Raw genomic sequence first — 26,540 nt, 5'->3', positions numbered from 1 at the left:
GGTGAACGTGGCGTGGTCGTGCCCGGCCGGTGACGGACGGGAGTGTTCGTGCTCCGGGTGCGACATCGAGAGAGCTCCTGACTACGGCAGGCCGACTGGGGCGAGGGCGGGCGATTACAGGGTGGTCTGCAACTGGTGCATGGTGTCGATCTCCTGCTGCTGGGTTTCGACGATGGTACGGGCCATGCTCACGGTGTCGGGGTACTGTCCGTCGTCGATCTCGGTCTCGGCCATGGCGACTGCGCCTTCGTGGTGGGCGATCATCTGGGTCAGGAACAGCCGGGCCGCCTCAGTGCCCTGCGCATCCGCCAGAGCGTGCATGTCCTGCTCACTCATCATCCCTTCCATACCGGCCATGTTGTCGTCCATGCCGGGCATGTCGTGGTCTTCGTGCGGCATCAGGGTAGGTTCGCCCCACTGTTCGAGCCAGGACTCGAGCTGCTCGATCTCCGGGCCTTGAGCGGCCTTGATCTGCTCGGCAAGCGCGGTCACCGCGGTCGGGATGTCCGCTTTGGCCAGCATCATGTCGCTCATCTCGATGGCCTGAGCGTGGTGCGGGAGCATCATCTGCGCGAACATCACGTCAGCGTCGTTGTGCGCTGCTGCCTCTTCGGCGGCGGAAGTGGTGGCCGAGGACGTGGCGGGAGACGATGTGGCTGTGGCGTCGGTACCGGAGTCGCTGCACGCGGCCGCGGCGAATACCACCGCGAGCGCGGTTGCGCCGACGGCAAGAAACTTCTTGGGATCCATGAAATGTGTTCCTTTCTCGAACGGTCACATACCGCCGTACCCCATGCTTCGCGGCACAGCATCTCCAGCTTCGCGCGCGCACCGCCGGGTTTCGGTCGAGGTCGTATGAAGATTTGCTCAAGAAGCCACACCGCGGCGCGAAGGCAGGGAGGCACTGGCGATGATGGATGCCATGGTGCCCTCTACACACACCCCTGTCGCGGACGGCGATCCGGTGGTGCCGCGACGACCACCGACCGGATTGCGAGCGATGGTCGTCGAAGACGAGGCGCCGCTGGCCGCTCTGGTGGGCACCTATCTCGAACGCGACGGATTCGAGGTCGCGATCACCGGCGACGGATCCGAGGCCGTCGCACTTGCGCGGCAGGTCGACCCTGACGTCGTGGTCCTCGATCTGGGCCTACCCAGCTTGGACGGGGTGGAGGTATGTCGGCAACTGCGCACCTTCTCCGACGCCTACGTGGTGATGCTCACCGCCCGCACCGAGGAAGTCGACACCCTCATAGGGCTGTCCGTCGGCGCCGATGACTACCTGACCAAACCGTTCAGCCCCCGCGAGTTGATGGCCCGCATCCAGGCGATGCTGCGCCGCCCTCGTACCACCGCCGCGCCGGCCGATCCGGTCCCGCCCGCGCTGTCTCGCAGTTTCGGGGGCCTGGTTCTCGACATCGACGGCCGTGAAGTCACCGTCGACGGAGCACCGATAGCACTGACCCGCACCGAATTCGATGTTCTCGCCGCGTTGGCACGTGACCCGGGTGTGGTGCTCACCCGAGCGCAACTGATCGAGACGGTGTGGGGGCCGAACTGGATTGGCGACGACCACCTGGTCGATGTCCATGTCGGTCATCTGCGCCGCAAGCTCGGCGACGACGCCGCTCGCGGCCGTTATGTGCGCACCGTGCGTGGTGTCGGTTACCGGATGGGCACCGGACGATGAACGGCCGAACCCGCGAGTTCCGGCCGTCGCCGCGACAGGTCCTGACCGCTTCGAGTTTCGGGACCCGTATGTTTGTCGCGCTGACCGTGGTGGTGGTCGGCTGTGCAGTCAGCGCCTGGCTTGTCGCTTCCGCGCTTGCGCCCGGTATCTTCCACGATCATCTGGGTCAGGCAGGCATCGACCACGACTCCAGCCAAGCCGCTCATGTCGAGGAGGCCTTCACCTGGGCGATCATCTTGGCCTGGGGCCTGGCAATCGCCATCGCGGTGCTGCTGGCGCTCGCGGTGAGCTGGTACATCGCTCGCCGAGTCCAACGTTCGGTCTCCGCCGTCACCGCCTCCACCGCGCGGATCACCGGCGGCCGGTACGATACCCGTGTGGCCAGTCCGGGTCTGGGCCGCGAATTCGATGAACTCGCCGCCGGGGTCAACGAGCTCGCCCGCCGTCTCGGGGACACCGAGATCACCCGCAGGCGCATGCTCGCCGATCTCGGCCACGAGATGCGTACCCCCCTCGCTACCCTCGACTCCTATCTCGAAGCACTCGAAGACGGTGTTCGCAGTCTCGACGACCCCACCGTGCAGGTCCTGCGCGCTGCCACCCACCGGCTCGAGCGACTCGCGGCGGACATCGCGGCCGTGTCGCGCGCAGAGGAACGCCTCACCAGTCTGCGGCCCGTGCCGTCGGCTACGGGAGCGCTGGTCGCAGAGGCTGCCCGCAGCGCACGCGAGCAGTTCGACGACAAGGGTGTGGAACTGCGCGTCCACGTCGATGATTCGGTGCCGGTGATGGTCGATCCCGACCGGCTCGGGCAGGTGCTGGGCAATCTGCTCGACAATGCGCTGCGGCACACCCCCCGGGGCGGGACGGTCACCGTCACCAGTGCGCTCGCAGGCCACAGCCGGGTGGAGATCGGCGTCGCCGACACCGGGGACGGCATCGCACCCGAGCACCTGAGCCATGTGTTCGATCGGTTCTACCGGGTCGACACCGCCCGCGACCGTCGCAACGGCCGCAGCGGCAGCGGCATCGGGTTGACCATCACCCGCGCGCTCGTCGACGCACACGGTGGCCGAATCCGGGTGGACAGCGAGGGACTCGGTCACGGTGCCCGCTTCACCATCGACCTTCCCGTCGTCACACTCTGATCCCGGCATGTCGAAGCTTATGTGCCTGCGTTCAGGATCGGAGTTTCGTGCGGCCTCTCCGATGGTTTCGTGACGAAACTCGATGCACGAGAAAGAACCAGATGATGAACCCGCGGGACGCACGTTGTGCACTGGGCGACAGGCGTAGGGCGCTGACAGTGGTCGACGAGGACGCGAGGGGGTTGTCTTTCACCGCGATCGACACATGAGATCTATCGCAGCGTCATGACAGACACACTGTGCCGACGCGATAAGAAGTATTTCGTCAGTGGAGGATTGGTACTTCGGGCCGTACCGGAGTGGTCCGGCGGGATCGGTACCGGCTCGGCAAACGGATCTCGTTGCAGACTTGCGCCGGTCTACTCCCCAACCTACCCGAAAAGGCAAAGTGCACAGTTGTATTCGAGCGTATTTGCTCATGCCGATAGATGCACGGTGTGCGCTGCTCTACTTTCGCTGCAAGGCAGGAGATTCGGAAGGAAGCGGCATCAGATCCGGGACGCTTCACCTGGCGAGAATCACTCCCCGTCCATTTCGAGGAGCGAAACGCCCCGCCCTGTGAGCCGGAAACGCAGCGGTTTCCTCGTAACCGTCTCAATGATCCCGGCATCGTCCAGGCGCCGAAGTCGCGGGCGGACGAACTGACTGGATCGGCCCACTGCGTCGGCCAGGGTGTTCAACCTGACGGCGCGGTTCGCATCGAAGTGGTGGGCTTGACCCAAGGTGAAGAGGACTTTACCGATGTCGTCGCCATCAACCGGCGGTGCCGACTCGCGATCAAGTCCCACGTTCAGCGGAAACTGCTCATCCTCCAACAGGACCTGGATTCGCGTCGCGAGTGTCTCGATCTTCCGCCGACGCTTGGACAAGTCTAGCAGCAGGCGATGTTGCGCCTCGGCGATGATCTCCAGCATGTCGACCAGATAGGGCGTCAGATCTCCGCGATTCAAAGTATTCTCCGCGTCGGAGAACGCTCGGTAGTAACGATCCTTGTTGTCTGCGACCGTCGCCGACAATGCGAGGCTCGCATAAGGAGCCAACACCTGTCGAAGGTCCAGTGCGAGAAGATAGCGCCCGGTTCGACCGTTGCCGTCGTAGAACGGGTGTGTGTACTCAAAGATGAAGTGCGCGACCACTGCTCTGATCAGCCGGGGAATCGAGTCGTCGCGGACCTGGCTCAGCATGAGCGTCAGCGCGTCGTCGATCGCTGATTCGGGATACACGCCGGTGTGCACGACCTTGATTCCTGATGTGATCGACACCGGTCCTTGCCGGAAGCGCAGCCCGTCGGGGGCGTCTTCATCGTGAATCTCGCCCCGAGTTACCGCGTCGTAGACGGCCCTGATGTCGTCGAGCGTTTGCGGACTCTCGGCCTGGTCGCTGCCGATGTCGAGGTAGAGTCGCACCATCTCCGCGAACCGCTTGGTCGCGAGGGGCTGTTCCGACCGCACCACTTCGATTGCCTCGCTGATCTCCTTTCGAGTCGAGCGGACCTGTTCGATCTCGTTCGTTGCCTGGATCTCGTCGATCACCATGCGATGCAGGTAGTGGCGGCGCGCGCGGCCCGGAAGGCCGTCCCACTCGGCCTGAATCTTGGGCTCGAAGCTCATGATCCGTTAAATCAGCGCTGCGACTTCGGGTGTCATCAGCGCGAACATCGAGTGCTCGCCGATCAGTAGGTCCCGGTGGACGGCGGCGGGAGACTCTCGTCGCGCTCGTTCCTCAGCGTCGGCACCAGCACGATCTCGTTGGTGAAAGATCGATTTCAACGTCCTGTACGCCATCTGGTGTTTCGCGGTCTCCACGCCATATAGCGGCCTCGCCTGTCACGGCTATTTTATCCAGAATGGGATCTGGATAAAATAGGACTGCGGCGCGGGTGTCATTTCATGATCAACGTGGGCTGCACGAGCAGATGTGGCAATAGCTTCCCGAACGGGGACCAGGGCGTCGGCGGGCCACCTCGGAGTCACGCAGCAGCCTTCCGATGTGGAGCACTGCGCGGCCGGTGAAGAAGGCGATGCGAGAGGCGGAAGTGGGGGCTTTGGTTCCACGCCAGGTTGTCACCGGGGCCGCGTTCGCGGAGGCTTTCGACAAGCTGCGCCACGACATCAACGGCAAGGCGGTGGAGGTCATCCGAAGTCGGAGAGCTCCTGCGGCAGGCTCCTGCCACCCGCTGCCGCTGACTGCGCTGCTGAAGGCTGCACTGGAAGCGGCCCAGTGGCGTCAAAGCGCGAACGGTTCGCGCTCGGTCCGGACTACGGCTCAGGGGAGTACGTCGTCAGCAACGAGGAGGGGCGAGCCGTACAACCCTTGTGGTCCTCTCGCGCTATTGGGCACCACCTGTGGGGCGTCCCAGTCGCTGTGATTGCGGCGTGGATTGGCATGCCGATGCGTCGTTCACGATGAAGGTGTACGCGCACAGCCAGAACGACGCCCTGAAGGATGCGGTGAGCGTTCGTGGGGCGGTAGTGACATCGTCGTGACATGGCGGCGCTGATCGAACCACTGTGCGATAGCAGAAAACCTGCTCCGATGCTGGTCGGAATGGGTCCTGTGGGGGGAGATATTGACGCATTGATTGAATTGGGAGATTGAGATTGATCGATCGATCGGGAGAGGTGGGTGGAAGGGTGTTCACCTATGCAGTATTGCCCCGGTCCGAACACAGGTTCGCGAAGCTGACCAGTCGGTGGTCACAACGAGCCACACCACCGATCGCGTAGATCCGAACGCTGTCGTCGTAGCCCGGTCGGTCGAGAGCTCACGAGCCGGCGGATGCGCCGGAACGGCACTCCCAGCAGATCGGTCGCCATCTTGCGGACCTACTCCGGTGGTGTTGCTGGAGACTTGCAGGCGCTCGACACCTCGGCGCGCAACTTCGCCCCACTATCCTCTGCGGCGTTTGGCGCGAGCAGCAAACTCGTCCAGGACGCGGACCACGTCTTTGGCTTGCCAAATCCGGTTCCGGCGGCCACCGGTGATCTGGTCGAGTATCTCCGCGTCCACCAGCCGATCGATCGCGATCTGCGCGTTGGCGCCGGTGACCTCGAGGGTCGAAGCGACAAGCTTGCTGTCGACGGCCGGTTGACGAAGAAGGAGGTCGACCAGCCGGTGCACAGCTGAGTCGCGCCGCGCAGCTACGCGGGTGCGCCAGTCGGCACGAACAGTTTCCAGGTCTCGGACGAGGTGACGACCATTGGCGATCGCAGCAAATGATGCGTCCACTATTGAACGCACGATCGGTTCGACGTTACCCGATCGGTACTCGCCGAGCGCCTCGAAATACTCTGCAGTGTTGTGGAGTAGACCCGCGGAGACCGGAACGGTAACGCTGCGCGTGAGTCGTCCACCACGAAGCATCGTCTGAATCAGTGCACGACCGACACGTCCATTCCCGTCAGGGAAGGGGTGGATGGTTTCGAACTGCGCATGCGCGATCGCTATTTGCACCATTACCGGCAGATCGACTCGATTGGCGAAGACGATCAAGTCGTCGATCAGTTCCGAAACATGGTCATGATGCGGGGGCACGAACTGTGCGGTGTGTGGCCCGAGATTCCCGCCGCCGATCCACACCTGCTCCCGTCGCCAATGACCGGCTATGGTCGGATCGTCGTGCTCGAGCAGTGCCCGATGAATCCGCAAAACCGCCTGGGCGTCAATGGAATCGGACAACTCCAACGCGGCATGCATGGCCCTGGCGTTTCCGACTATCAGACGGGCATTGCGGGAAGCACGCTCACCGAGTTCGGCTAACGCGATCTGCCGCGCTCCGCTCGTGAGCCTCCGGCCCCTACCGTGCGGCAGTGCGCTGAAGGCCTCGGGCAACTTGAATTTGACGCTCGTGGGGCGTCCTGCAGGGAGCCGTACGCGGTCCGAAGGCTGTTTCCGTCAGTAGCCCAAAGCTTGTCGGACAATGGTGGCCTGCTCGAGGTCGGAAGTGGTGGGGGTTCCGTTGAGCTGGATGTAGCGACCGCCGTCTCCTGAGGTGATCTCGATTGCGTGGGCGCGGAGTGCTGTTTCGTCTAGCGGGATGTTGTCCTTGACGTAGGTGAGCCAGCCGGCGCAGATCTGTCCGGGTTTGCAGCCGATCGACCGACGGTGCTTCTTGGGGGCGACATAGATGTAGTCGGGTTCCCATGCACGGACCAGGATATGGAGATGGTCGGCAACGAGTGCTGGGTCGATTACACCGGAAGCGTCGTCCGCGGGATCGTCGAGGGAGAAGTGGACATGGTTCTTCAATCCTGTCCCGTCGAATCCCACACGCACCGAGTACTTGCGGTAGCTACCCTCGCACATCCGGATTAAGTCGGGTGTGTACCCGGTCTTGACCATGGCCAGTCCATCGTCTCCACGGAGGATCGAGTCGGCTACTACCTGTTCGATGCCGTCGATGTCATTCGGGAGATGCACGAAGGTGCCGTCGTCCTTGACCCCGTTGAGAAGCCAGGGAGAGTAGAGATGGGACAGGTCGGGCATCTCCTGTAGCGAGCGCTGTAAGCGATCTGCACCGTCGCGAGGCGATTCGACCCGTCCGCCCCAGCCACCAATGAAATCCAGTACCACCGTGTTCCTCCCTGTCTACCTGTGGTTGCCTGCTACTCCGGCGGGACGTACTTGACCGTAATGTTCTCGTATCCAGCTTCGTCGATCATGTCCTCGATGGCTTCAGCTACTCGCTCTTCGGCGACACGCCACTCGATCTCGGTAACGCAACGGTGCCGCCACGAGTCGTTCCTCTGTGCAGGGTTCAGATCTTTCAGGTAGATACGAATGCCCCGTCACGCACACCGTGCTCGTCTCCCAATGCCAGGCTGAAGGCGTTGGCTGCTGATTGGTCGACAACAGTGATCGTGGCAATCCCTGCGACCTGTCGTGCGGTCAGATTTACAATGTCATCAAAGGAGTATGTACTCGGTGAAAAGGCGGCAAAACGGCTTGGATCGTCCACGAACACCACAATGGGTACAAGCCTGCTGAAGTCACTCACGGTCTCGGCGAGAGCTGTACCTGCGTCCGAGCCGCAATGACGCGTCGGCGTTGTCGATTACGGCATGTCGCCGAGCATGTCGCCGAGCCGGATATTGGTCCAGAGTCGATCAACCGACGGGCGAGTCGAGGCGCAGCAGGCGATAGGCGCTGGACATGCCCCCGGCGAGTGAAGTGAACCATGGCCTGAATGTCCGGAGTAGTCGTACGGGACGTACCGGGCCAGGAGTTGTACCTGACTCGTACCTGCAGTGCTGACCGGTGCCGACAACAAAGGCCCCAGTCGGTCCGAATCCAATCGGTGACCAGGGCCTTTTGTGTGTGAGCCGATGACGGGAATCGAACCCGCGTATTCAGCTTGGGAAGCTGATGTTCTACCATTGAACTACATCGGCACGCTGGGCTTTTGCCGATTCTCACCGGCTCCGGCCCTCGCTCGGAGCAAACTGTAGCAGACTCTCCGGCGACTACTGCACACCGCTATACCAACGCGCGTCCGGCCTTGATTCGCCACCGCATGTCGGCGAGGAGCAGTCGGTACGGCGCTTCGCGCACCGCGAGCGGAAGTCGCTTGTTGACCTTGCCGATGGCGCGCATCACGCGGTCGAACCGACGCTGGTCGCGAGGTGTCCACGCCAGCATCATCTCGTCGCGGAATCGCTGCGGCAGGAATCCTGCGGTGAGGAACATGTTGATCGGACCTGCCACCAGCGACACGGGCTTGGGGAGGAACTCCATCCGCGCGATGGAAATCAGGTGTTCGCGGATGACGTCGTCGATGTGGACCTTGGCGAGACCTTCGTTCCAGTACTCCTCGAACAGTTCGCGGTCGGCCGGCCACATGTCCGGTTTGACCTGCAGTGTTGTACCGAAGGTTGCGCCGCGCTGATAGAAGTAGTCGACGGCATGTTCGGGGATCGGCCCGTACAGCGCGCGATGCACGTCCTCGAATCCGCGGTAGATGCACGCGGCCACCCACAATTGGAGTTCGGGATCGAACGCGTTGTATTTGACGGGACTTGCTCCGGTCGAGCGAACCTGGGCGTGCGCCTTGTTCACGCCGTTGCGGAACAGCCGTTTCTCTTCGTCGGTGCCCTTGGCTGCGACAGCGAGGTAGCCGAGGGTGGTGCGGCTCCGTTTGTACGGATGGTCGAACAGGCGGCCCGACTCGACGCGGCTTTCGAAAACGCCGTAGCCGACCCCCGGCCACGACAATTGCATGATGATGTTCGCAGCGCCTGCGGCTAGGCCGATGCCGTCCATCGCGTCATCGAGATCTGCGGGTTCTTCGATCGTGGCCATGCTGAGCTCTCCTCTGAGATCGCAAATTGCTTACGACTGTACTCAGATGAAAGTCGGGCGTAAAGGACCATTGCTGAGATGATGTCTGCATGGCGACAGGACGGATCTACGGTGGACGCGCTGGCGAGGAACGATTGGCAGACCGAAGGGCCAAGCTGATCGACGCCGGCCTCGACCTGCTCGGAGCTGCCGACGGCGACGCAACTCTGTCCGTCCGCGGCGTCTGCAAACTCGCAGGCCTCGCATCGCGATACTTCTACGAGAGCTTCGCCGACCGCGACGAGCTGACCGGAGCGGTGTACGACTACGTTGTCCAGCGCATCGCAGAAAGCACGCTGGCGGCAATAGCCGCGGCGCCCCGTGAGGACCGGGCGCTCGTCCGAGCGTGTGTCGAGAACATCGTCCACGAGATCGGCGAGGATCCCAGGCTCGGCCGCATGCTGTTCTCCGTCAGTCAGGCCAACCCCCAGCTCGCAAAGCGGCGACTCGACTCGACCCGGATGTTCGCGGGCCTGGTGATGCTGCAAGCCGAGGACTTCTACGAGGTCGAACCGAGTCCGCGCCTGGATCTGGCCGCCCACTACGTCGTCGGTGGTCTCGCCCAAGCGCTTACCGCGTGGCTCGACGAAACCGTGCCGTTGAGCCGGGACGACGTGATCGAGGAGTGCACCGAGCTGCTCCTCGCGATGGCCTCCCACCTGAACAGGAGCTGAGCTCCCACAAGCGAGGTTGTTAACCTCTATCCGTGCTGCTCTCCGATCGCGACATCCGCGCCCAGATCGCCTCCGGACATCTGGGGATCGACCCCTACGACCCGGACCTCGTGCAGCCGTCGAGCGTCGATGTGCGCCTGGACAGTCTGTTCCGCGTCTTCAACAACACCCGCTACACCCACATCGACCCCGCAAGACAGCAGGACGAGCTCACCTCGCTGGTCGAGGTTCCCCAGAACGAGTCATTTGTGCTGCACCCGGGGGAGTTCGTCCTCGGTTCGACGATGGAACGCTGCTCACTGCCGTCCGATCTCGCGGGCCGGCTCGAAGGTAAGTCGTCGCTCGGGCGCCTCGGCCTGCTCACGCATTCGACGGCGGGATTCATCGACCCGGGCTTCGACGGCCACATCACCCTCGAGCTGTCGAATGTCGCGAACCTGCCGATCACGTTGTGGCCGGGAATGAAGATCGGGCAGTTGTGTCTGTTCCGGCTGACGAGTCCGGCCGAGCACCCGTATGGCAGCGCGCAGGTGGGCTCGAAATATCAGGGCCAGCGGGGCCCGACGCCGTCGAAGGCGTACCTGAACTTCGTGCACGAGCATCCCGACGCGCGTCCCAGCTGAGTACGGCGGCGCCGGCGTTCGTCCGGGCAGGATCTCTCACCGCGCCGGTCTCCTCCGGAAGGTTCGAGGGTTGCGGTGCTCAGGTCGACCCGGATGCCTTCTTCGGTTCACTTCCGCCGAGTTCGCTCACTCGCTTCGACGCGTTTCAGTCACACGCCATCCATCGCGACACGGGACGGTCGACTTCACGGCGATCGACGCGGTCTTCGATGCCGCTGCGCGCCATCACCCGATCACACTGGGAGCAATCGGCGGAAACCAATACGGCACAGCGGGGGAGGGATTCGTTGTGGCGGCGTCGGATTCAGGCGCGGCCGGATCCTGTGCGCATGCGAGAGCCGGGCACGCGAGGAGAATCATCGCCGCCGATGCCGTCGCGAGCACGGGCCGCATGCCGAACCTGCGGGTGTTGTCGGCCGTCGCAAGTGCCACATAAGCAGACCCGGACTCGATTTGCTGGCCGAGTGAAAATCTTGCTTCCGGTTGGTGACCCGGTTTCGGGCACTCCACGCAGACCGGACGACTTACCTGCCCAGTCGGGTAGTTTTCCGGTAATACTCGCGAGTAGCAATCTTGGTCGATAGACTCCGAAACGAGTCGTCCTCCTGTCCCCCCTGCGAGGACGACCGCGCGGGCCGGTACCCCCCATCTCCGGCCTGCGTCGAAGCCCCGCCGATCCCCACCACGATCGGCGGGGCTTCCTTCATTCGCGAAACCTCGTCTCCAGGCTGTTGCCGGAGTTCGGATCGACGACGTGACGGCGTGGGATCGCGGACGGGGCAGGGTTTTTCCTGATGTCGGCACTCTGGAGCGTCGTGTCCTGACTCTGGTGGATCCCGCATGCGGCCCCGGAAACGCCACGTGCGGGTGACGCTGCAACGATCGAACGTATGATCGATAGGTGAAGCTGTATCGAACTGCCGGTGGATGGGCGGAGCCTGCGCCTTCGCGCTGTCCGAACGGGCATGAACTCGGCCCCGATCGGGTGCTGGTGGGATCGCAAGCGTGTAATTGCGGCAGCAGACACCGCACACATACCTGCCGAGCGTGCGACGCAACCATCTACTCGCCGCCGATGGGATCGACATGCCGCCTCCGTGCATTCGACGAACGATGACCGCTATTCAGTGCACAAGAGTGAGCAGATTGTTTTATGGTCGAACAGCAGTCGCCGCCAGTGGCCGGTTCGGAGTCGGGGAGGTTCAGAGCCGCTGCGCAGGCCGTCGGGGAGGCCGGGCGACTGGTAGGGGAGCCCCGCCGGCGAATTGAGGGGGAGGAGCCGGCGGGGCCCTGAACTGCATCTCCTGTGTCGGGGAGGACTTCCAGGAAGAAGCGTCGCGTCAAAGCGACGGGCGCCACTGTATGGGAGCGTGGCCGACCCCGTCCACTTCCGATGCCGAAATGATATTTAGCGCCACAACTATTCGTGCCTGCGTCATCGGCGCGAACAACTGACCCAGTCGTTCAGCTGCGTTTCCATTCCGGTTACCTGACGTGAAGTTGCCCGTACAACTTGCTCGACCATGGTCGATAGCGTGACGGAGCGCAACGGTTACCACAAGATCGCCGGTGAGCTCGCAGACGAGATCGCCCAGCTGGAACCGGGCACCAAACTCGCGAGCGAGCACGAGCTGATGGCACGGTTCGGCGTGGGACGGGCATCTGCCCGCTCGGCGGTCCAGGAGCTGGAGCGTCGCGGACTCGTCCGCAGGCTCCGCGGCTCGGGCACCTACGTCAACCGCCGCATCGACTACGTCGTCTCAAAAGAGAAACGACCGTCGTGGCATCGGACCGTCGAAGCGGCAGGAGCGGTGCCGCGTTCGACCGTACTGCTGTCCGAGGTCCGCCCGATTCCGGAATCCAGCGCGCACTACCTCGGAATCGAATCCGGAACTCCCGCCCACTACATGCGCCGGCTGCGTTACGTCGACGACCAGGTGGCCGCGCTCGGAGAGGAGTGGGTGCGGTGTGAGGCTGTCACCGAGCTCGGTTCCGCCATGCGCGTGGAGGAGTCGCTCGACGAACTCCTACGTCAGATGGGCAGATTCGACGTCGTGCGGTCGTGGTGCCGCACCTCGATGGAACTGCCGCCACCCGAGATCTGCACAGCGCTCGAGATGACCTACGTCGCTCCCATCTGGATCATCGAAAGCATCAACCGTGACGCCGAAACCGGCGTCGCCGTCACCTACAGCTCCTCCTGGACGCGCGCCGACATGATCCGCGTGGTCATGGAGATCGGCGACCATCCTCCCGTTTCGACCTGTGAAGGAAACTGATGACGACCCACACCTACACCCGGGAGCGGCTCGCCGAGCTGCTCGCCGCGGCCCCCGAGCAGGATCTGGTGGGTGCAGCCGACATGTGCCTGTCCGATGGTGCGGCGCTGACCGTCCTGACCACCCCGGAGATCGGGTGCATTGCCACCCAGGTTCGTGAACCCATCGGTCACGCCCGCTTCTTCCTCGGCAATGTCCTGGCATGCCACGCAGAAGTACGGCTCGACGACACCCGCGGCTGGGCCATGCGCATGGGCGACGACCGCGCCGCGGTCCTCGCCGCCGCCGTGTGCGACGCCGAGGTCGCTGGAAACCGGCCGAACGCCGATCAGGTACTCGAGCTGTGCGCCCGCATGGAAGCCGAGCTCGCTCGCGCCGACGCCGAGGAATGGGCACACATCGCCCCCACCATCGTTCAATTCGAGGAGCTGACGTGACCCTCTCCGCCACCGACAAGGTCTTGGGTATCGGGCTCGACCCCGTTGTTGCACAGCAGGTCTACCGTGCGATGCTCCAGGCATTCAGTCGCCCCGGCCTGCCGCAGACGTTTCCGTCGACGGACTTTCCGCCCGCCCTGCTTCCCGCACTCGCCCTCGCCGACCTCGAAACCGGCGTCGCCGTACTCGAAGACGGATCCGATTGGCTCAAGGTACTCACCGTCGCGACCGGCGCCCCCGTCGCGGTTCTCGGCGAGGCGAAGTACATCACCGCGCTTCGTCCCCCCACCGCCGACGAACTGCTCTCCGCCGCACGCGGCACCGCATTGTCACCGGAATCCGCTTCGACGGTGATCTGCTCGGTGCCTTCCCTCGAGGGGGGAGCGCCCGTCGAACTCACCGGGCCCGGTGTGAACGGCACCGAGACCATCGCACCGCTGGGCTTCGACGCAACACTGCGCGACGCCCGCTCTGTCGCCGTCGCCGACTTCCCCGCAGGCATCGACATTCTGCTCGTCGCCGACGACGGCACCGTCCTCGGGTTGTCGCGCACCACCCGCACCAGCACCCCGAGTTCGCGCACCGCACAGGAGAACTGACATGGGATACTCAGGAGCCCGCGGCGGACTCGACGCAATCCTCGCCGCCGAAAGCCTCGTCCGCACTGCGCGTGAAGCCGACAACTCACCGCGCCTGACCACCGAACAGATCACGGGCCGCATGCGCCTCGCCGTCGACCGTGTGATGGGTGAAGGGTCGCTCTACGACCCCGAAACCGCAGCCGACGCGCTCCGCCAGGCGGAAGGTGACGTCATCGAGGCCACCCATCTCGTCCGCGCCCACCAATCGACCCTTCCGCGACTGGCGGTCAGCGAACCCGTCGACCCCGACGAGATGACGGTGCTGCGCCGCATCGTGCCTGCGTGGCGCACGCCGGACGGACCTCAGTTGCTCGGCCGCACCAGCGATTACACCGGCCGCATGCTCGTCCGCGACGACGCGACCGTGCCGCCGACCGTCATCGACGAGGCCCCCACCCCCGACCGGACCGAAGCAGAGCGGCACCCCAAGCGCTTCTCGGAACTGCTGCGTGAAATGGACCTGCTCGCCGACAGCCGCCCGACCGACGGCTCCGACCCCGAACCGTTCGACATCTCCCGACACCCCGCTGCGCCTCCCGCGCCGCGATCGGCGGTGCTCGCGTCGATGGCACGCGCCGAGACAGGTTCGCTGATCGGCACGTGGTACCGCTCGATCCGCGGCACCGAAGGCAACCTGCACGAGGTCACCCTCGGCGAGGTTCGACACGGCCGCGTACCGGTGCGCGTGCGCCACCCCCATACCGGAACCGCCTTCGCGGTCGGCGATGTTCGCGTCACCGAATGTGAGGCGATCGAAGATCTCAACGGCCCCGACGAGGACCGCGGCCGCTTCGACGTCGGCTACGGATTGTGCTTCGGACACAACGAACGCAAAGCCATCGCGATGGCGAACCTGGATATCGCATGCCGCCGCTTCGGCGACACCGCCGGTCTCGAGCAGACCCTGCTGCTCACCACCGACGGCCTCGACTCCTGCGGCTTCCTCGAACATCTCAAGCTTCCGCACTACGTCACCTTCCGCTCGATGATCGACCGGAAGCTCGCCGTGCAGGCCGGCGCCGACGACGCCGCGGACCGCAACACCGAACCTCTCGGAAGGACCTGCTGATGACCGACCTGCTCACTACCCGTAATACTCTGCGGGACACCGCCTCGCGCGTCACCCACACCCTTGACGCGATCGACGCCGCCACCCGTGAACGCGGCATCCTCGACGAAGGATCCAAACGCGAGATTCGTCGCGCGACACTGACCGCGGTGTGTGTGCCCGGTTACCTGACCCCGTTCGGTTCCCGCGAGATGCCCGTTGCCCGCGGCTGGGGCTCCGGCGGCCTACAGGTCACGCTCGGCGTCGTCGGCGGTGCCGATGTCGTCAAGGTCATCGATCAGGGCGACGACGACGGCGTCAACGCCACGAACCTACGACGCCTGATCGAGGCGAGCGAGAAGTGTGCTTCCACCAAGGACACCCGCGAGTCGACGATCATCCAGTCGCGTCACCGCATCCCCGAGGAGCCGATGACCGAGGAGCAGATCCTCGTGCTGCAGGTCCCCAACTCGGAACCTCTTCGGGCCGTGCAGAAATCGGTCACCGAGTGTGCCCGTATGCACGCCGAGGCCGACTATTCGATGATGTGGGTCAGCCTCTACGAGGACCTCGTCCGCAACGGCGTCATCACCAAGACCACCGGCTACCCGGTGCTCGTCGACGGCCGGTACGTGATGATCACGTCGCCGATCCCGCGATGGGATGTCCCGCGCCTGCATAATTCACCGCATCTGACGCTGCTCGGGGCCGGACGCGAGAAGCGCATCTTCGCAGTCCCGCCCTACACCCCGGTGCAGCCGCTCACATTCGACGACGTCCCGTTCGAGGTCGAGGGCAGCGACGATCAGGCCTGCGTACGTTGCGGTTCGTCCGACACGTTTCTCGTCGAGGCATCGCCCGGGCGCATGATGTGCAGCGACGTCGAGTGGTGCACTCGCGTCATCGACGCGGATATCGACGAGGCGCTCCACGGTGCGCACTCCCCGTTGCAGTTCCTTCCCGACCCGCAGCGCCGCGTCCGCGCCGCGAACGCGGTGACCCGCCGCGATCCGGCCGAACTCACCGATCGACCCGTCCCCGCGCAACCCGACGGCTGGACCCTGGCCGTCCGGGACGTCGGCAAGGTGCACGGCCCCGGTGGTGCCGACGCCGTCCCGGGAACCGGCCCCGAGACCGGCACCGCGATCAGCCCGGTCACCGGTGCCGTCGTCGCGGCGTGGGATGTCAGCTTCGACGTCGCGCCCGGTGAGGCGCTCGGCCTGATCGGCGAGTCGGGGTCGGGCAAGTCGACGGTGCTGCGCTGCCTGATCGGCGACGACAAGGCCACCAGCGGCTCGATGTTCCTGACCACCGTCGGAGGCGGGACCACCGACGTGTTCACCCTCGACGACACCGAACGCCGCGCGCTGCGCATCGACACCCTCGGTCTCGTGCACCAGAATCCCGCCGACGGACTGACGATGACGGTCTCCGCGGGTGGCAACATCGCCGAGCGACTCACCGCCGCGGGCTGGCGCAACTACTACGAGATCCGCGACCGTGCCGCGTATCTGCTGGAGAAGGTCGAGGTGCCTCTCGAGCGTATGGACGATCCCGTCCACACGTTCTCCGGCGGGATGCGTCAGCGCGTGCAGATCGCGAAGGCCCTTGCGACCGATCCGCGCGTACTGCTGCTGGACGAGCCCACGACAGGGCTCGACGCGTCGGTTGCGGCCGGTGTGCTCGATCTGCTGCGGAATCTACTCGCCGAACGGGACACCGCCGCCGTGGTCGTCAGTCACGACTTCGCGGTCATCGAGGCACTCACCGACCGCACGCTCGTGATGAACGTCGGCCGCGTCGTCGAGAGCGGGCTCACCGACCAGCTGTTCCAGGACCCCCACCACCCCTACACCCAGCGGCTCGTTGCAGCCGCACGGAGGTGACCATGTCTGAGCCCGCTACCGCAGATCCGGTTCTCACCGTCCGCGACCTGCGCAAATCCTTCACCCTCCACACCATCGACGGTCGCACCGTCACGTCGCTGCACGGCGTCGAGCTCGAGGTCGGCCGCGGTGAACACGTCGCGCTCGCAGGACCGTCGGGTGCCGGAAAGTCGAGTTTCCTGCGTTGTGTGCACCGCAGCTACCTGCCCGACTCAGGCTCGATCGTGCTGCACACCGACGAAGGCCCCGTCGAACTCACCGAGCTGTCCGACCGGGAGATGGCCCGGCTGCGCGGACGCGAACTCGGCTACGTGTCGCAGTTCCTGTCGGCGCCGCCGCGCACAGCACCCTTGGAGGTGGTTGCGGCATCCGCTCGTCGCCGCGGAATGAACCGCGCCGATGCCCGCGACGCCGCTGCCGAAGCACTGCAGCGACTCTCGCTCGACGAAGCATTGTGGGACGTCGACTGCAGTGTGCTCTCCGGTGGTGAACGTCAGCGGGTGAACATCGCTGCCGGCACCGTCCACCCGCCGCGGCTGCTCCTGCTCGACGAGCCGGTGTCGGCCCTCGACCCGGTCAACCGCGAGCGTGCACTCGACCTGATCGCGTCGCTGTCGGCGTCCGGTGTCGCGGTGCTCGCAGTGTTCCACGATCTCGATGCCATGCACCGTCTCGCGACACGTGTCGTGCGGTTCGCCGACGGTCACATTGCCCGAATCGGATCCGCCGCAGATGTGTTGGGAGATGCAGCATGACCGGAATCGAAACCGCACCCGCTACCGCAGCATGGACGCTGCAGTGCGCACCGCAGAACTATGTGGTCGGCCACGTCCGGGCGGTGCTGCCGGACCGCATTCTCGACGACGCACGCATCGTGGTGCGCGACGGCATGATCGAGGAGGTCGGCCCGTCCACCCCCGGAGTGCGGTCCGACGTCGACGGCGGTGGGCTCCTGTGTGTGCCGGGCCTCGTCGACGTGCATTCCGACGGACTGGAGAAGGAGCGTCTCCCGCGACCGGGTGTCGAACTGCCGTGGGCGTTCTCCCTCATGTCGTTCGAGGGCAAGGTGCGGGCGGCGGGTGTGACGACCGTGTTCCACGGTGCATCGTTCTCCGATCGCGCCACCGCGACGACGGGGCGCAGCGTCCATGTCGCGCAGCAGATGTGCGAGTCGATCGAGGACTGGAGCACCCGCGACACCGACGCACGACTCGTCGACCACCGGGTCCTGCATCGCCTCGACGTGCGGTCCGCGGCCGGATTCAAGGCCATGCGTGAGGAATTCGACCGGCTGGTTGCGGCGGGTGTCGTCACCACCACAACCCCCGCGGTCATCTCACACGAGGACCACACGCCGGGGATCGGCCAATACGCCGACCGAACCTACTACGAGAACCACATCGCCGGCGTACGCGGAATCTCGGTGGAGGATGCACGCAAGGTGGTGGACGGCCTGGCGGCCGAGCGCGAGGCCAACGCCGGTGTCCGCGACGAGACGATGGGATGGCTTGCAGAACAGTCGCGCAGCGGTCTGGCCCGCGTCTTCGGGCACGATCCCGAATCGGCCGTCGAGATCGCGGATCTGGCCGCACGCGGAGGCAACGTCGCCGAGTTCCCCACTACGGTCGAAGCGGCGCGGGAAGCGCGTGACCGCGGCATGTCCGTGGTGATGGGCGGCCCGAACGTGCTGCGTGGACGCTCCCACTCGGGCAATGTCTCCGCCGGGGAACTGGCCGAGCTGGGGCTGGTGACGGCGCTGGCGTCGGACTACCTGCCGTCGTCGCTGCTCGGTGCCGCGTTCGCTCTCGCGGAGCGCGGCATGGCGTTGCCCGCGGCGGTCGGACTCGTCACGAGCGGTCCCGCGACCGCGGTCGGGCTTGCCGACCGAGGTGCGCTGACCACCGGTCAGCGCGCCGACCTCGTCCTGGTCTCGCTCGAACACGGTCACCCGGTGACCCGCGCGGTACTACGCGCATCGTGAATCCTCGGCCTCGCACCCATTCGGTTGCGGGGCCGAGGTGCATTGATCGCACAACACACCGTGAACGTCGTCCGGTCGAGGGGAGGAGTTCACCTCGGGTTGGGAGATTCGATGCACCATACAGACAGTCTGGACTCCAACGATGCCGGTAAGGTGTCGCCCCCTCGTGCCCCGACTCGCTTCCGCGTGTTCGACAAGGAGTTTCCTCTCATGCGTATTACCTCTTCCCGTACTTGGTCTGCGGTGGCTGTGGCCGCGGCGGCCGTGCTCACGCTGTCCGCGTGTGGTTCCAGTGCCGACGAAGACAGCTCGGCGGGCGCGACCGGAAGCGAAGGCGCCCCGGAGACCTTGGTGCTCGCCTCCATCCCGAGCGAGGACAGCACCAGCCTGGCGCAGGAATTCTCGCTGATTCAGCAGGTCATCGAAGACGAGACGGGTATCCCGGTCGAGTTCCAGAACGCCACCGACTACGCGGCCGTCATCGAGGCCCAGCGCGCAGGCAAGGTGCATATCGGCCACTACGGCCCCTTCTCCTACGCCACCGCGAAGGACGGTGGCGTGCCTGTACAGCCACTGGGGGTGTTCGCCGACAGCCCCGACGAGGAACCCGGCTACCAGTCGTACGCGATCGTGCCTGCGGGATCCGACATCCGGTCGCTCGAAGACTTCCGCGGCAAGACGGTGTGTTTCGTCGACCCCACCTCCACCTCCGGGTATCTCTACCCGTCGGCGGGTCTGCTCGAGGCCGGCGTCGACCCCGAGAAGGACGTCACCCCGGTCTTCGCGGGCGGCCACGACGCTTCCGCACTCGCGGTCAAGAGCGGCCAGTGCGACGCCGGTTTCGCATTCGACACGATGGTGACCGAAACTCTCGTCCAGAAGGGCGATCTGGCCGAGGGCGACCTCGACGTGATCTGGGAGTCCGAGATGATCGCGGCCAGCCCCTCAGCGGTGCTGACCACGCTGCCGCAGGACCTCATCGACCAGCTCACCGACATCTACGCGACGAAGCTCAACCGCCCCGCACTCGTCGAGGGCGGCTACTGCGCCAGCGAGCAGGAGTGTGAGCTTCCCGAGGGCACCGAATACGGATTCATCCCCGTCGCCGACGACTTCTACGACGGTGTCCGCAAGGTCTGCGAGATCACTCAATCCCCCTCCTGCACAGCCTGACCCGAATCCGAAATCCCTCGACATCTGGAGTCCGCCATGACCGACCCCGACCATGCGCGCCTCGGCGCATCCATCGACAAGATTCTCCGGCCCACCATCGAACTCGACCACGTGAGCAAGGTGTTCGCACCGGATCTCCGCGTGCTCGACGACGTGTCGCTGACGGTCTACCCCGGTGAAGTGGTTGCGCTGCTGGGCCTGTCGGGGTCGGGTAAGTCGACTCTGCTGCGTCTGCTCAACGGTTTGCACCCGTCCACATCGGGTGCCGTGCGGGTCCTCGGGCACGAGGTGGGCGCTGCCCGCGGCCGTGAACTGCGGGAACTTCGACGCAAGGTTGGATTCGTGTTTCAGCAGTTCCACCTCGTCGGCAACATGTCGGTGCTCGAGAACGTGTGTTCCGGTGCTCTCGGCTCTTTGCGTGGACCGAGGTTCGGTCTCCCGATGTACCCGAAGTCGGTGCGTCTGTCCGCCATGGAACAACTCGACCGCGTCGGTCTCGCAGACCGTCCGTTCCAGCGCGCCGACACGCTCTCCGGTGGGCAGCAGCAGCGAGTCGCGGTGGCGCGCGCACTGATCCAGAAGCCGAGGATCCTCCTCGCCGACGAACCCGTCGCCTCGCTCGATCCCGAGTCGTCGGCGCAGGTCATGGCGCTGATCTCCCAGATTGCGTCAGAGGACGACCTGACGGTGGTGTGCAGCCTGCACCAGGTCGATCTCGCATTGTCGTGGGGGCACCGACTCATCGGTCTGCGCGGCGGACAGGTGGTGCTCGACAAGCCGGTGTCGACGATCGACCGGAGCGAGACGATGAGCATCTACTCGGCGGTCGAACCGGTCGCGTCCGCTCAGGCCACCGCGAACCGATGACGATTACCGCGCCACCGGTGAAGACGCTGCCACGCCCCACGTGGCAGACCATCAGCGCGCAGGTCATCCTGTTCGGCCTGTTCGCGGCGGCCCTGTGGTCGATCGCATCGCTGAAGATCAATTTCGCGACGATCGTCGACAGTATCGGCAACGCAGCCGAGTTCCTGTCGCGGATCTTCCCACTCGATTTCCCGCCCCTCGGTGAGCTCGCCGCGACGACCGGGCAGACCCTGGGGATCGTGCTCCTCGCCACCGTATTGGCTGTGGTGCTGAGCATCCCCGTCGCGCTCGGAGCTGCCCGCAACACCGCACCCCGCACGGCGCTTCGGATGCCTGCGCGCACCATCATCGTCGTCACCCGTGCCATTCCCGAACTGGTGCTGGCGATCTTGTTCCTGCGTCTGTTCGGCCTCGGCGCGATCGGCGGCATCCTCGCACTCGGCATCCACTCGATCGGCATGATCGGAAAGCTGTACGCCGACGCGATCGAAGACACCGACCCCGGTCCGCGGGACGCACTGCGCGCCGCGGGCGCCACGTGGTGGCAGCAGATCACCGGCGGAGTGCTGCCGCAGGTCATGCCCGCGATCGTCGCCACGGCCCTGCACCGGTTCGACATCAACCTGCGTGCCTCTGTCATCCTCGGCTACGTCGGTGTCAGCGGCATCGGTCTCGAACTGTCGAGTGCGTTGCGCACCATGAACTATCAGCGCGGCATGGCGCTGGCGCTGTTCATCGTCGCGCTGTGCGTCATCGTCGAGCTGATCTCCGGCGCCCTGCGCAGGATGGTGCTCGGCGACAAGGCCCCCGCGCGGCGTGGCTTGTTCTCGCGTCTCCGCGACCGTGTCTCGAATGCTCAGGGCGGCTGGGTGGATCGTGAGCCGGGTGAGAAGCAGTCCCCGACTGCACTGCGGACTTCCGACGGCCGGTATCGCATCAGTCGACCCTGGACGGGGGAGCGGATCGTCCGTACTTCCTACGTCGCACTCTTCGTGCTGGCGCTGTTGGCCTCCGTCTGGTCAGCGAACATCGACTTGTCCCGTATGGCCGAGGGTTTCGGCTCGATGTGGAATACCCTCTCGCTGTTCTTCCCACCCGGCACCGGCGGTATCGGCGACGAACTGTGGAAACAGCTGATCGTCACTCTGCAGATTGCTCTCGCGGCAACTCTGATCGGCCTGATCGTGGCGGTCCCCGTCGGTCTCCTCGCAGCCCGCAATGTCGCACCCACTCGGGGGGTCGCGAAGGGATTCCGCGTCTTCATCGTGATCGTCCGCGGTATCCCGGATCTGATCCTGGCGATCATCGTGATCGTCGTGACCGGTCTCGGTGCCACAGCCGGCGCAATTGCGCTGTCGGTCGGCGCAATCGGCCTGTTCAGCAAGCTGATCGCAGACTCCGTGGAGGAAACCGACATCCGCGCGCAACAGGCGGTGATTGCCGGCGGCGCGACACGCATGCAGGTCCTCATCGCCGCGACGATTCGCCAGTCCGGGCCCGCGATCATCGCGCACATCTTCTATCAGCTCGACACCAATATCCGTGCCGCGACACTGCTCGGTGTCGTCGGCGCAGGCGGACTCGGCTTCTACCTGATGAACGCGGCCCGAGTCATGCAGTTCGACGTGGTCACCATGATCGTGCTGATGATCTTCGCGGTGGTCATGATCGTCGAGGGTCTGGCGATCTGGGTCCGCAAGGTCGTGTCCTGATTCCCGCTGCCAACTGACCGAACGTCACCTTCATCTACTCGAGGTGACCAAAGGTGACATTCGGCCACGCCATGCCGTGCCATGCCACGCCACACCATCTGGAGTACCCATATGACTCTCACCGACTCCGACCACACCACTGCCGGACGCATGCTGACCGCGGCGTCCGATGCCGCCCTCACCGCGTACCGCGACGCCGTCGCGAAGTATTCGCGGGAGAAACTGAAGTCGATCGCGATGGAGGGTGCCGACGGCACACCGACGATGTTCATCGACGTCCTCGTCGAGGACGCCATCATCTCCGCGGCAACGGCGGCCGGTGCGAACGTGCTCTCGGAGGAGCGGGGCTGGATCGATGTCGGATCTGCCGTCACCCTCGTCGTCGACCCCGTCGACGGCTCCGCCAACGCGGCCGCGGGTATCCCGCTGGCATGTTTCAGCGCTGCGGCGGTGATCGACGGTGACTTCACCGAGGCGTCGACGACCTGGCTGCACACCGGACAGACCTGGTGGGCCTCGCGCAGTAGGTCCGCGTTTCGCACCAGCGGCTGCACGTCTCTGTCGTCGGCCGCGGTCTCGATGCTCCGTCCGCACGAACGCAACCGCGACGCCTGGTGGCGTGTCGCAGAGAAGGCCACGCGCATCCGCATACTCAGCTGCAGCACCCTCGAGTCGGTGTTCGTCGCGACAGGGTCGACCGACGCGTTCGTCGACGCAGGCAGCGACACGCACCGTTTGATGGACATCGCCGCCGCGGTCGTGCAGGTCGAGGCATCCGGTGGTGCAGTGATCGACGCGTACGACCGTCCCATCGTGTTCGACACCGACCTGACGAAACGGTGGAGCGGCATCGTCGCTGCTACCGACGACCTCGCAGCCGAACTGCGCGAAGCCGTTCGCGGGTAGTCTTCGCAAGGACATCGAAACCGACGGGAGTGTTGATGTCCGGACAGAAGGCCCGCATGCTGGCCGGCGAACTCTACCGTGCCGACGACCCCGAACTTGCGGCCGATGCACTGCGCGCGGCCACGCTGAGCGAGAAGTTCAACGCCACGAGCGCCGCAGACCCGGATGCGCGACGCGCACTCCTGGCCGAACTGGTCGGCGGCCTGGGCGAGCGGGCCGAGATCCGCCCGCCCCTGTACGTCGACTACGGATACCAGGTCACCATCGGGGCAGGTACCTTCGTCAACTTCGGGGCCGTGATGCTCGACGTAGGGCGCATCACCATCGGCGCCGACGTGCAGATCGGTCCCAACGTGCAGTTGCTGACGCCCACCCATCCGATCGACCCCGAACTGCGCCGCGCCAAGTGGGAATCGGCCGAACCGATCACCATCGAAGACAATGTGTGGCTCGGCGGTGGCGTCATCGTCGGGCCGGGTGTCACGATCGGGGAGAACACCGTCGTCGGTGCGGGCGCGGTCGTCGTGAAGGATCTTCCGCCGAACGTCGTTGCCGCGGGGGTGCCCGCCGCGGTCGTCAAACGTCTCTGACCCGGAGAGTCAGCCGGCGTTCTCGTTGCCGTCGTCGAGCTGGCGCTGCTCCTTCGCGAGGCGCCGCTGCTCTTCGACGCGCGCACGGAAGCGGCGCTGGAAGTCCTCGTCGTGCTCGGGATCGAGCACAGGGCGGGTGGGTCGGGGGTATTCGGGAGCGGACTTGGACGTCAGAGTTTCCACGATGCCCTGAGGTCGGCCGAGGATCAGCCAGAGCACCGACCCCGCCAGCGGCAGCAGAAGCACGATCATCAGCCACAACAATTTGGGCAGGTGCCGGACTCGATCTTCGTCGGAGCAGATCACATCGACGAGGCAGCCCAACCACAGCAGTGTCACGATCAATCCGAGGTATGGCACTCCCGCAAGTTAGCAGGCGTGGTGCAGGGCGCGTAGGCCCGGTGGCCGACCACCAGGCCTACCTGCATTCGACCTGCGGGGGCACGGTGCGGGCCGGCACACGGGGTTGGAGCTCGTCGAAGCCCAGCTCGACGGCGGACCGATCATCTCACCGCGTGTCACTTGAGCAACCTGGACCAAAAGGTGACAACGTGAACCTTCCCGAAGAAAATGGGCGCCGGACGCAGGCTGTCGGCATTGTCGGGGTGCGGAACGCCGTTCACTGCACACAATTGAATACGAGGGTGAACCCACCAGGTTCATGTGGAGAGGAAGTCATGCCCGCTCAGATCGCCACCGCCGCACCCGTCACCCACGCTGCTCTGTTGGGTTTGGGGGTGTACCGACCGCGCCGCGTCGTGCCCAATGCCGAGATCGTCGACCAGATCGATTCCTCCGACGAATGGATCAAGACACGTTCCGGCATCTCCTCGCGACGGTGGGCCGACGAGGATGAATCGATCGTCTCGATGAGTGTCGCCGCGTCCCGCGACGCGCTCGCCGCGGCCGGTCTCGAGGCCGATCAGATCGACGCGGTCGTCCTTGCCACGTCGTCGCTGATGGTGCTGGGGCCGTCGGCGGGAGCTGTGGTGGCCACGGAACTGGGGATGAAGGACACCGCCGCCTACGACATCTCGGCCGGCTGCGCGGGCTTCTGTTACGCGCTCGGCAATGCTGCGGCACTCGTTCGTGCCGGACAGGCCAGGAACGTGCTGGTCATCGGCGTCGAACGGTTGTCCGATCTGCTCGAGCCGACCGACCGGACCTGCGCGTTCATCTTCGCGGACGGTGCCGGTGCGGCCGTGGTCGGCCCATCCGATTCGGAGGGGATCGGTCCGGTCGCCTGGGGTTCGGACGGAAGCCAGACCGACGCCATCAAGCAGGACAAGGATTTCATGTCCTACTTCGACGAAGTCGAAGCAGCGGCCGCGGGTGGAGCGCCGGCAGTGCGCCCGTACATCCGGATGAACGGATCGGCGGTGTTCCGCTGGGTGGTGAGTTTCCTGGGGAAGGCGTGCACCGACGCGTTGGAGAAGTCCGGCGTCAACGCCGCCGACCTCGACGCCTTCGTCCCGCACCAGGCGAACAGCCGTATCACCGACGCACTCATCAAAGGGCTGCATCTGCCCGAGAGCGTTGCGGTTGCGCGCGATATCGGAGAGACCGGCAACACGAGCGCCGCATCGATCCCGATGGCCATGGAGGAGCTTCTTCGGTCCGGCGTATCCAAACCGGGGGATACCGCGCTACTCGTCGGTTTCGGTGCCGGGCTTGCCTACGCGGGACAGGTTGTTCAGCTGCCCCCCATCGTCTAGGTCATGGTCGCTCTCGGTGCTGACCAGCAGCGCCACGATCGGCACCGCAAGGAGGACGATGCCGATGACGAACGCCGGGAACAGCAGCGATAGCACCGTCATTCCCTCGGGCGCCTGTGCCTCGAGGTCGACCTGTGCACTCATGCCGACCATGCCGGTGTAGTGCAGCGCTACCACGCCGCAGGCAAGCAGCAGGGTCGACGCCACGCGCACGTGAAGTTTCCCGGGGCTTTCGAACATCCACATCGCAGCCGCAGACCCGAGGATGCCGACGGCAGCGGAGACCGCAACCATCTTCGGATCGTGCTCGATGGTGCCCCGTATCCTGATGGCGGCCATGCCGGTGTAGTGCATGAGGACGATGGCCGTGCCCATCACCGCGCCGCCGAGCGTGATCGACGCGGAGCGAGACAATCGCTGGGCGGCGGAGAGACGAGCGTTCGAGATCAACAGCCCGAACAGTGTCGCCCCTACCGCAAGTACCACCGAGAACAGGGTGGCGCCGAGGTCGTAACGGACGGGGGAGGTCGGGACCGAGAAGCCGGACATCCCGATGAAATGCATCAGCCAGATGCCGACACCGCCGATCGACAGGGCAGCCATCACGAGCCAGCCCACACCGGCAGTGGACGTCAGGTGTTTGCGGGACTGCTGCACGCAGCACAATCCGACGTAGCAGCCGACCGCGGCGGTGACGAATGCCAGGTACGGCACCCACAATCCCATCGTGAAGTGCTGTTCGTGCGGCATGCGATCCCCTGTGTCCAGCTACTGCACCTTCTGTGGTCCAGCGGCCCGACCATATCCCACACGCGGAGACTTACCCGACTGCTG

26 protein-coding genes, 1 tRNA gene and 2 pseudogenes are annotated in these 26,540 nt (G+C 65.1%); 18 read left to right on the top strand and 11 right to left on the bottom strand.

What is annotated here, in order from left to right:
* Nucleotides 1-114: 114 nt before the first annotated feature.
* The gene (locus HCA61_RS05920) at nt 115-750 is read right to left on the bottom strand and encodes a DUF305 domain-containing protein (protein WP_169687228.1); all 636 of its coding nucleotides are present in this window, start codon (nt 748-750) and stop codon (nt 115-117) included.
* A gap of 250 nt (nt 751-1,000) precedes the next feature.
* Here HCA61_RS05920 and HCA61_RS05915 point away from each other — a divergent pair, with 250 nt between their 5' ends.
* Both HCA61_RS05915 and HCA61_RS05910 read left to right on the top strand, forming a co-directional pair.
* The gene (locus HCA61_RS05915) at nt 1,001-1,690 is read left to right on the top strand and encodes a response regulator transcription factor (RefSeq protein WP_169687463.1); all 690 of its coding nucleotides are present in this window, start codon (nt 1,001-1,003) and stop codon (nt 1,688-1,690) included.
* The gene (locus tag HCA61_RS05910) at nt 1,687-2,838 is read left to right on the top strand and encodes an ATP-binding protein (protein ID WP_169687227.1); all 1,152 of its coding nucleotides are present in this window, start codon (nt 1,687-1,689) and stop codon (nt 2,836-2,838) included. Before HCA61_RS05915 ends, HCA61_RS05910 begins: the two co-directional genes overlap by 4 nt.
* 518 nt (nt 2,839-3,356) lie before the next feature.
* Here HCA61_RS05910 and HCA61_RS05905 read toward each other — a convergent pair.
* From HCA61_RS05905 to HCA61_RS05880, 7 genes and pseudogenes are all read right to left on the bottom strand, one after another.
* Nucleotides 3,357-4,448, bottom strand: coding sequence for a Fic family protein (locus HCA61_RS05905; protein WP_240958966.1), 1,092 nt, complete (start codon nt 4,446-4,448; stop codon nt 3,357-3,359).
* A gap of 1,279 nt (nt 4,449-5,727) precedes the next feature.
* Nucleotides 5,728-6,078, bottom strand: coding sequence for a hypothetical protein (locus tag HCA61_RS26760; RefSeq protein ID WP_346777504.1), 351 nt, complete (start codon nt 6,076-6,078; stop codon nt 5,728-5,730).
* 177 nt (nt 6,079-6,255) lie between these two features.
* A pseudogene (locus HCA61_RS26755) lies at nt 6,256-6,534 on the bottom strand (Fic family protein); the annotation flags it as partial.
* Between the two features lie 198 nt (nt 6,535-6,732).
* Entirely contained in the window at nt 6,733-7,323 is a 591-nt protein-coding gene (locus HCA61_RS05895) for a hypothetical protein (RefSeq protein ID WP_169687226.1), read from the bottom strand.
* A gap of 280 nt (nt 7,324-7,603) precedes the next feature.
* Complete coding sequence (locus tag HCA61_RS05890; RefSeq protein WP_169687225.1) at nt 7,604-7,834, bottom strand: hypothetical protein; 231 nt, start codon at nt 7,832-7,834, stop codon at nt 7,604-7,606.
* Nucleotides 7,835-8,157: 323 nt separating this feature from the next.
* Nucleotides 8,158-8,228: transfer RNA gene (locus HCA61_RS05885), tRNA-Gly, on the bottom strand.
* An 85-nt stretch (nt 8,229-8,313) separates the two neighbouring features.
* Nucleotides 8,314-9,135 carry an oxygenase MpaB family protein gene (locus HCA61_RS05880; protein ID WP_169687224.1) on the bottom strand — a complete coding sequence of 274 codons (822 nt, stop codon included), beginning with the start codon at nt 9,133-9,135 and terminating at the stop codon, nt 8,314-8,316.
* An 89-nt stretch (nt 9,136-9,224) separates the two neighbouring features.
* Between HCA61_RS05880 and HCA61_RS05875 the strand changes: the two genes are divergently transcribed.
* The 3 genes and pseudogenes from HCA61_RS05875 to HCA61_RS26180 form a co-directional block, all read left to right on the top strand.
* Nucleotides 9,225-9,848, top strand: a complete 624-nt coding sequence (locus HCA61_RS05875) for a TetR/AcrR family transcriptional regulator (RefSeq protein ID WP_169687223.1) — start codon at nt 9,225-9,227, stop codon at nt 9,846-9,848.
* A 32-nt stretch (nt 9,849-9,880) separates the two neighbouring features.
* Nucleotides 9,881-10,471: a dCTP deaminase gene (gene dcd / locus HCA61_RS05870; RefSeq protein ID WP_169687222.1), complete on the top strand. Its 591-nt coding sequence runs from the start codon at nt 9,881-9,883 to the stop codon at nt 10,469-10,471.
* Between the two features lie 68 nt (nt 10,472-10,539).
* Nucleotides 10,540-10,697: pseudogene (locus HCA61_RS26180) on the top strand (beta-mannosidase); the annotation flags it as partial.
* Here HCA61_RS26180 and HCA61_RS05865 read toward each other — a convergent pair.
* Entirely contained in the window at nt 10,697-10,903 is a 207-nt protein-coding gene (locus HCA61_RS05865) for a hypothetical protein (RefSeq protein WP_169687221.1), read from the bottom strand. The pseudogene HCA61_RS26180 and the gene HCA61_RS05865 overlap by 1 nt on opposite strands.
* A 1,103-nt stretch (nt 10,904-12,006) precedes the next feature.
* On the opposite strand from HCA61_RS05865, the gene HCA61_RS05860 reads away from it, so the two are divergent.
* From HCA61_RS05860 to HCA61_RS05805, 12 genes are all read left to right on the top strand, one after another.
* Nucleotides 12,007-12,750, top strand: coding sequence for a GntR family transcriptional regulator (locus HCA61_RS05860; RefSeq protein WP_169687220.1), 744 nt, complete (start codon nt 12,007-12,009; stop codon nt 12,748-12,750).
* Nucleotides 12,750-13,187, top strand: coding sequence for a phosphonate C-P lyase system protein PhnG (locus HCA61_RS05855; RefSeq protein WP_169687219.1), 438 nt, complete (start codon nt 12,750-12,752; stop codon nt 13,185-13,187). Before HCA61_RS05860 ends, HCA61_RS05855 begins: the two co-directional genes overlap by 1 nt.
* Complete coding sequence (gene phnH, locus HCA61_RS05850; RefSeq protein ID WP_169687218.1) at nt 13,184-13,786, top strand: phosphonate C-P lyase system protein PhnH; 603 nt, start codon at nt 13,184-13,186, stop codon at nt 13,784-13,786. Before HCA61_RS05855 ends, phnH begins: the two co-directional genes overlap by 4 nt.
* Before the next feature lies 1 nt (nt 13,787).
* Nucleotides 13,788-14,897: a carbon-phosphorus lyase complex subunit PhnI gene (locus HCA61_RS05845; RefSeq protein ID WP_169687217.1), complete on the top strand. Its 1,110-nt coding sequence runs from the start codon at nt 13,788-13,790 to the stop codon at nt 14,895-14,897.
* On the top strand, nt 14,897-16,762 hold the full coding sequence (locus HCA61_RS05840; protein ID WP_240958964.1) for an alpha-D-ribose 1-methylphosphonate 5-phosphate C-P-lyase PhnJ: 1,866 nt from the start codon (nt 14,897-14,899) through the stop codon (nt 16,760-16,762). The genes HCA61_RS05845 and HCA61_RS05840 overlap by 1 nt, the downstream gene beginning before the upstream one ends.
* Before the next feature lie 2 nt (nt 16,763-16,764).
* The gene (locus HCA61_RS05835) at nt 16,765-17,517 is read left to right on the top strand and encodes an ATP-binding cassette domain-containing protein (RefSeq protein ID WP_169687216.1); all 753 of its coding nucleotides are present in this window, start codon (nt 16,765-16,767) and stop codon (nt 17,515-17,517) included.
* Entirely contained in the window at nt 17,514-18,743 is a 1,230-nt protein-coding gene (locus HCA61_RS05830; RefSeq protein ID WP_169687215.1) for an alpha-D-ribose 1-methylphosphonate 5-triphosphate diphosphatase, read from the top strand. Before HCA61_RS05835 ends, HCA61_RS05830 begins: the two co-directional genes overlap by 4 nt.
* A 210-nt stretch (nt 18,744-18,953) precedes the next feature.
* Nucleotides 18,954-19,916: a phosphate/phosphite/phosphonate ABC transporter substrate-binding protein gene (locus HCA61_RS05825; protein ID WP_169687214.1), complete on the top strand. Its 963-nt coding sequence runs from the start codon at nt 18,954-18,956 to the stop codon at nt 19,914-19,916.
* Between the two features lie 36 nt (nt 19,917-19,952).
* The gene (phnC, locus tag HCA61_RS05820; RefSeq protein WP_169687213.1) at nt 19,953-20,783 is read left to right on the top strand and encodes a phosphonate ABC transporter ATP-binding protein; all 831 of its coding nucleotides are present in this window, start codon (nt 19,953-19,955) and stop codon (nt 20,781-20,783) included.
* Nucleotides 20,780-22,495: a phosphonate ABC transporter, permease protein PhnE gene (gene phnE / locus HCA61_RS05815; protein WP_169687212.1), complete on the top strand. Its 1,716-nt coding sequence runs from the start codon at nt 20,780-20,782 to the stop codon at nt 22,493-22,495. Before phnC ends, phnE begins: the two co-directional genes overlap by 4 nt.
* A 111-nt stretch (nt 22,496-22,606) precedes the next feature.
* Nucleotides 22,607-23,401, top strand: coding sequence for an inositol monophosphatase family protein (locus HCA61_RS05810; protein WP_169687211.1), 795 nt, complete (start codon nt 22,607-22,609; stop codon nt 23,399-23,401).
* 35 nt (nt 23,402-23,436) lie between these two features.
* Nucleotides 23,437-23,991 (top strand): sugar O-acetyltransferase, encoded by a 555-nt coding sequence (locus HCA61_RS05805; RefSeq protein WP_169687210.1) that lies wholly within the window; start codon nt 23,437-23,439, stop codon nt 23,989-23,991.
* Nucleotides 23,992-24,000: 9 nt separating this feature from the next.
* Here HCA61_RS05805 and HCA61_RS05800 read toward each other — a convergent pair whose 3' ends face one another.
* Complete coding sequence (locus tag HCA61_RS05800; protein ID WP_169687209.1) at nt 24,001-24,351, bottom strand: PLDc N-terminal domain-containing protein; 351 nt, start codon at nt 24,349-24,351, stop codon at nt 24,001-24,003.
* A gap of 317 nt (nt 24,352-24,668) precedes the next feature.
* Between HCA61_RS05800 and HCA61_RS05795 the strand changes: the two genes are divergently transcribed.
* Complete coding sequence (locus tag HCA61_RS05795) at nt 24,669-25,706, top strand: beta-ketoacyl-ACP synthase III (RefSeq protein WP_169687208.1); 1,038 nt, start codon at nt 24,669-24,671, stop codon at nt 25,704-25,706.
* Here the strand turns inward: HCA61_RS05795 and HCA61_RS05790 are convergent.
* A complete protein-coding gene (locus HCA61_RS05790; RefSeq protein WP_169687207.1) occupies nt 25,638-26,456 on the bottom strand; it encodes an MHYT domain-containing protein in 819 nt (272 codons plus the stop codon). The genes HCA61_RS05795 and HCA61_RS05790 overlap by 69 nt on opposite strands.
* Nucleotides 26,457-26,540: the final 84 nt, after the last annotated feature.

Source organism: Rhodococcus sp. HNM0563, from assembly GCF_012726195.1.
Taxonomy (GTDB): Bacteria; Actinomycetota; Actinomycetes; order Mycobacteriales; family Mycobacteriaceae; genus Rhodococcus.
This window is presented reverse-complemented; position numbering and strand designations above follow the sequence as displayed.

Bases quoted from the DNA above. Each gene is read 5' to 3' on its own strand.
- HCA61_RS05920 (WP_169687228.1), bottom strand. From the start codon at position 750: ATGGATCCCAAGAAGTTTCTTGCCGTCGGCGCAACCGCGCTCGCGGTG.
- HCA61_RS05915 (WP_169687463.1), top strand. From the start codon at position 1,001: ATGGTCGTCGAAGACGAGGCGCCGCTGGCCGCTCTGGTGGGCACCTAT.
- HCA61_RS05910 (WP_169687227.1), top strand. From the start codon at position 1,687: ATGAACGGCCGAACCCGCGAGTTCCGGCCGTCGCCGCGACAGGTCCTG.
- HCA61_RS05905 (WP_240958966.1), bottom strand. From the start codon at position 4,448: ATGAGCTTCGAGCCCAAGATTCAGGCCGAGTGGGACGGCCTTCCGGGC.
- HCA61_RS05895 (WP_169687226.1), bottom strand. From the start codon at position 7,323: ATGCCCGACCTGTCCCATCTCTACTCTCCCTGGCTTCTCAACGGGGTC.
- HCA61_RS05880 (WP_169687224.1), bottom strand. From the start codon at position 9,135: ATGGCCACGATCGAAGAACCCGCAGATCTCGATGACGCGATGGACGGC.
- HCA61_RS05875 (WP_169687223.1), top strand. From the start codon at position 9,225: ATGGCGACAGGACGGATCTACGGTGGACGCGCTGGCGAGGAACGATTG.
- HCA61_RS05855 (WP_169687219.1), top strand. From the start codon at position 12,750: ATGACGACCCACACCTACACCCGGGAGCGGCTCGCCGAGCTGCTCGCC.
- HCA61_RS05845 (WP_169687217.1), top strand. From the start codon at position 13,788: ATGGGATACTCAGGAGCCCGCGGCGGACTCGACGCAATCCTCGCCGCC.
- HCA61_RS05840 (WP_240958964.1), top strand. From the start codon at position 14,897: ATGACCGACCTGCTCACTACCCGTAATACTCTGCGGGACACCGCCTCG.
- HCA61_RS05835 (WP_169687216.1), top strand. From the start codon at position 16,765: ATGTCTGAGCCCGCTACCGCAGATCCGGTTCTCACCGTCCGCGACCTG.
- HCA61_RS05830 (WP_169687215.1), top strand. From the start codon at position 17,514: ATGACCGGAATCGAAACCGCACCCGCTACCGCAGCATGGACGCTGCAG.
- HCA61_RS05825 (WP_169687214.1), top strand. From the start codon at position 18,954: ATGCGTATTACCTCTTCCCGTACTTGGTCTGCGGTGGCTGTGGCCGCG.
- phnC (WP_169687213.1), top strand. From the start codon at position 19,953: ATGACCGACCCCGACCATGCGCGCCTCGGCGCATCCATCGACAAGATT.
- phnE (WP_169687212.1), top strand. From the start codon at position 20,780: ATGACGATTACCGCGCCACCGGTGAAGACGCTGCCACGCCCCACGTGG.
- HCA61_RS05810 (WP_169687211.1), top strand. From the start codon at position 22,607: ATGACTCTCACCGACTCCGACCACACCACTGCCGGACGCATGCTGACC.
- HCA61_RS05805 (WP_169687210.1), top strand. From the start codon at position 23,437: ATGTCCGGACAGAAGGCCCGCATGCTGGCCGGCGAACTCTACCGTGCC.
- HCA61_RS05795 (WP_169687208.1), top strand. From the start codon at position 24,669: ATGCCCGCTCAGATCGCCACCGCCGCACCCGTCACCCACGCTGCTCTG.
- HCA61_RS05790 (WP_169687207.1), bottom strand. From the start codon at position 26,456: ATGCCGCACGAACAGCACTTCACGATGGGATTGTGGGTGCCGTACCTG.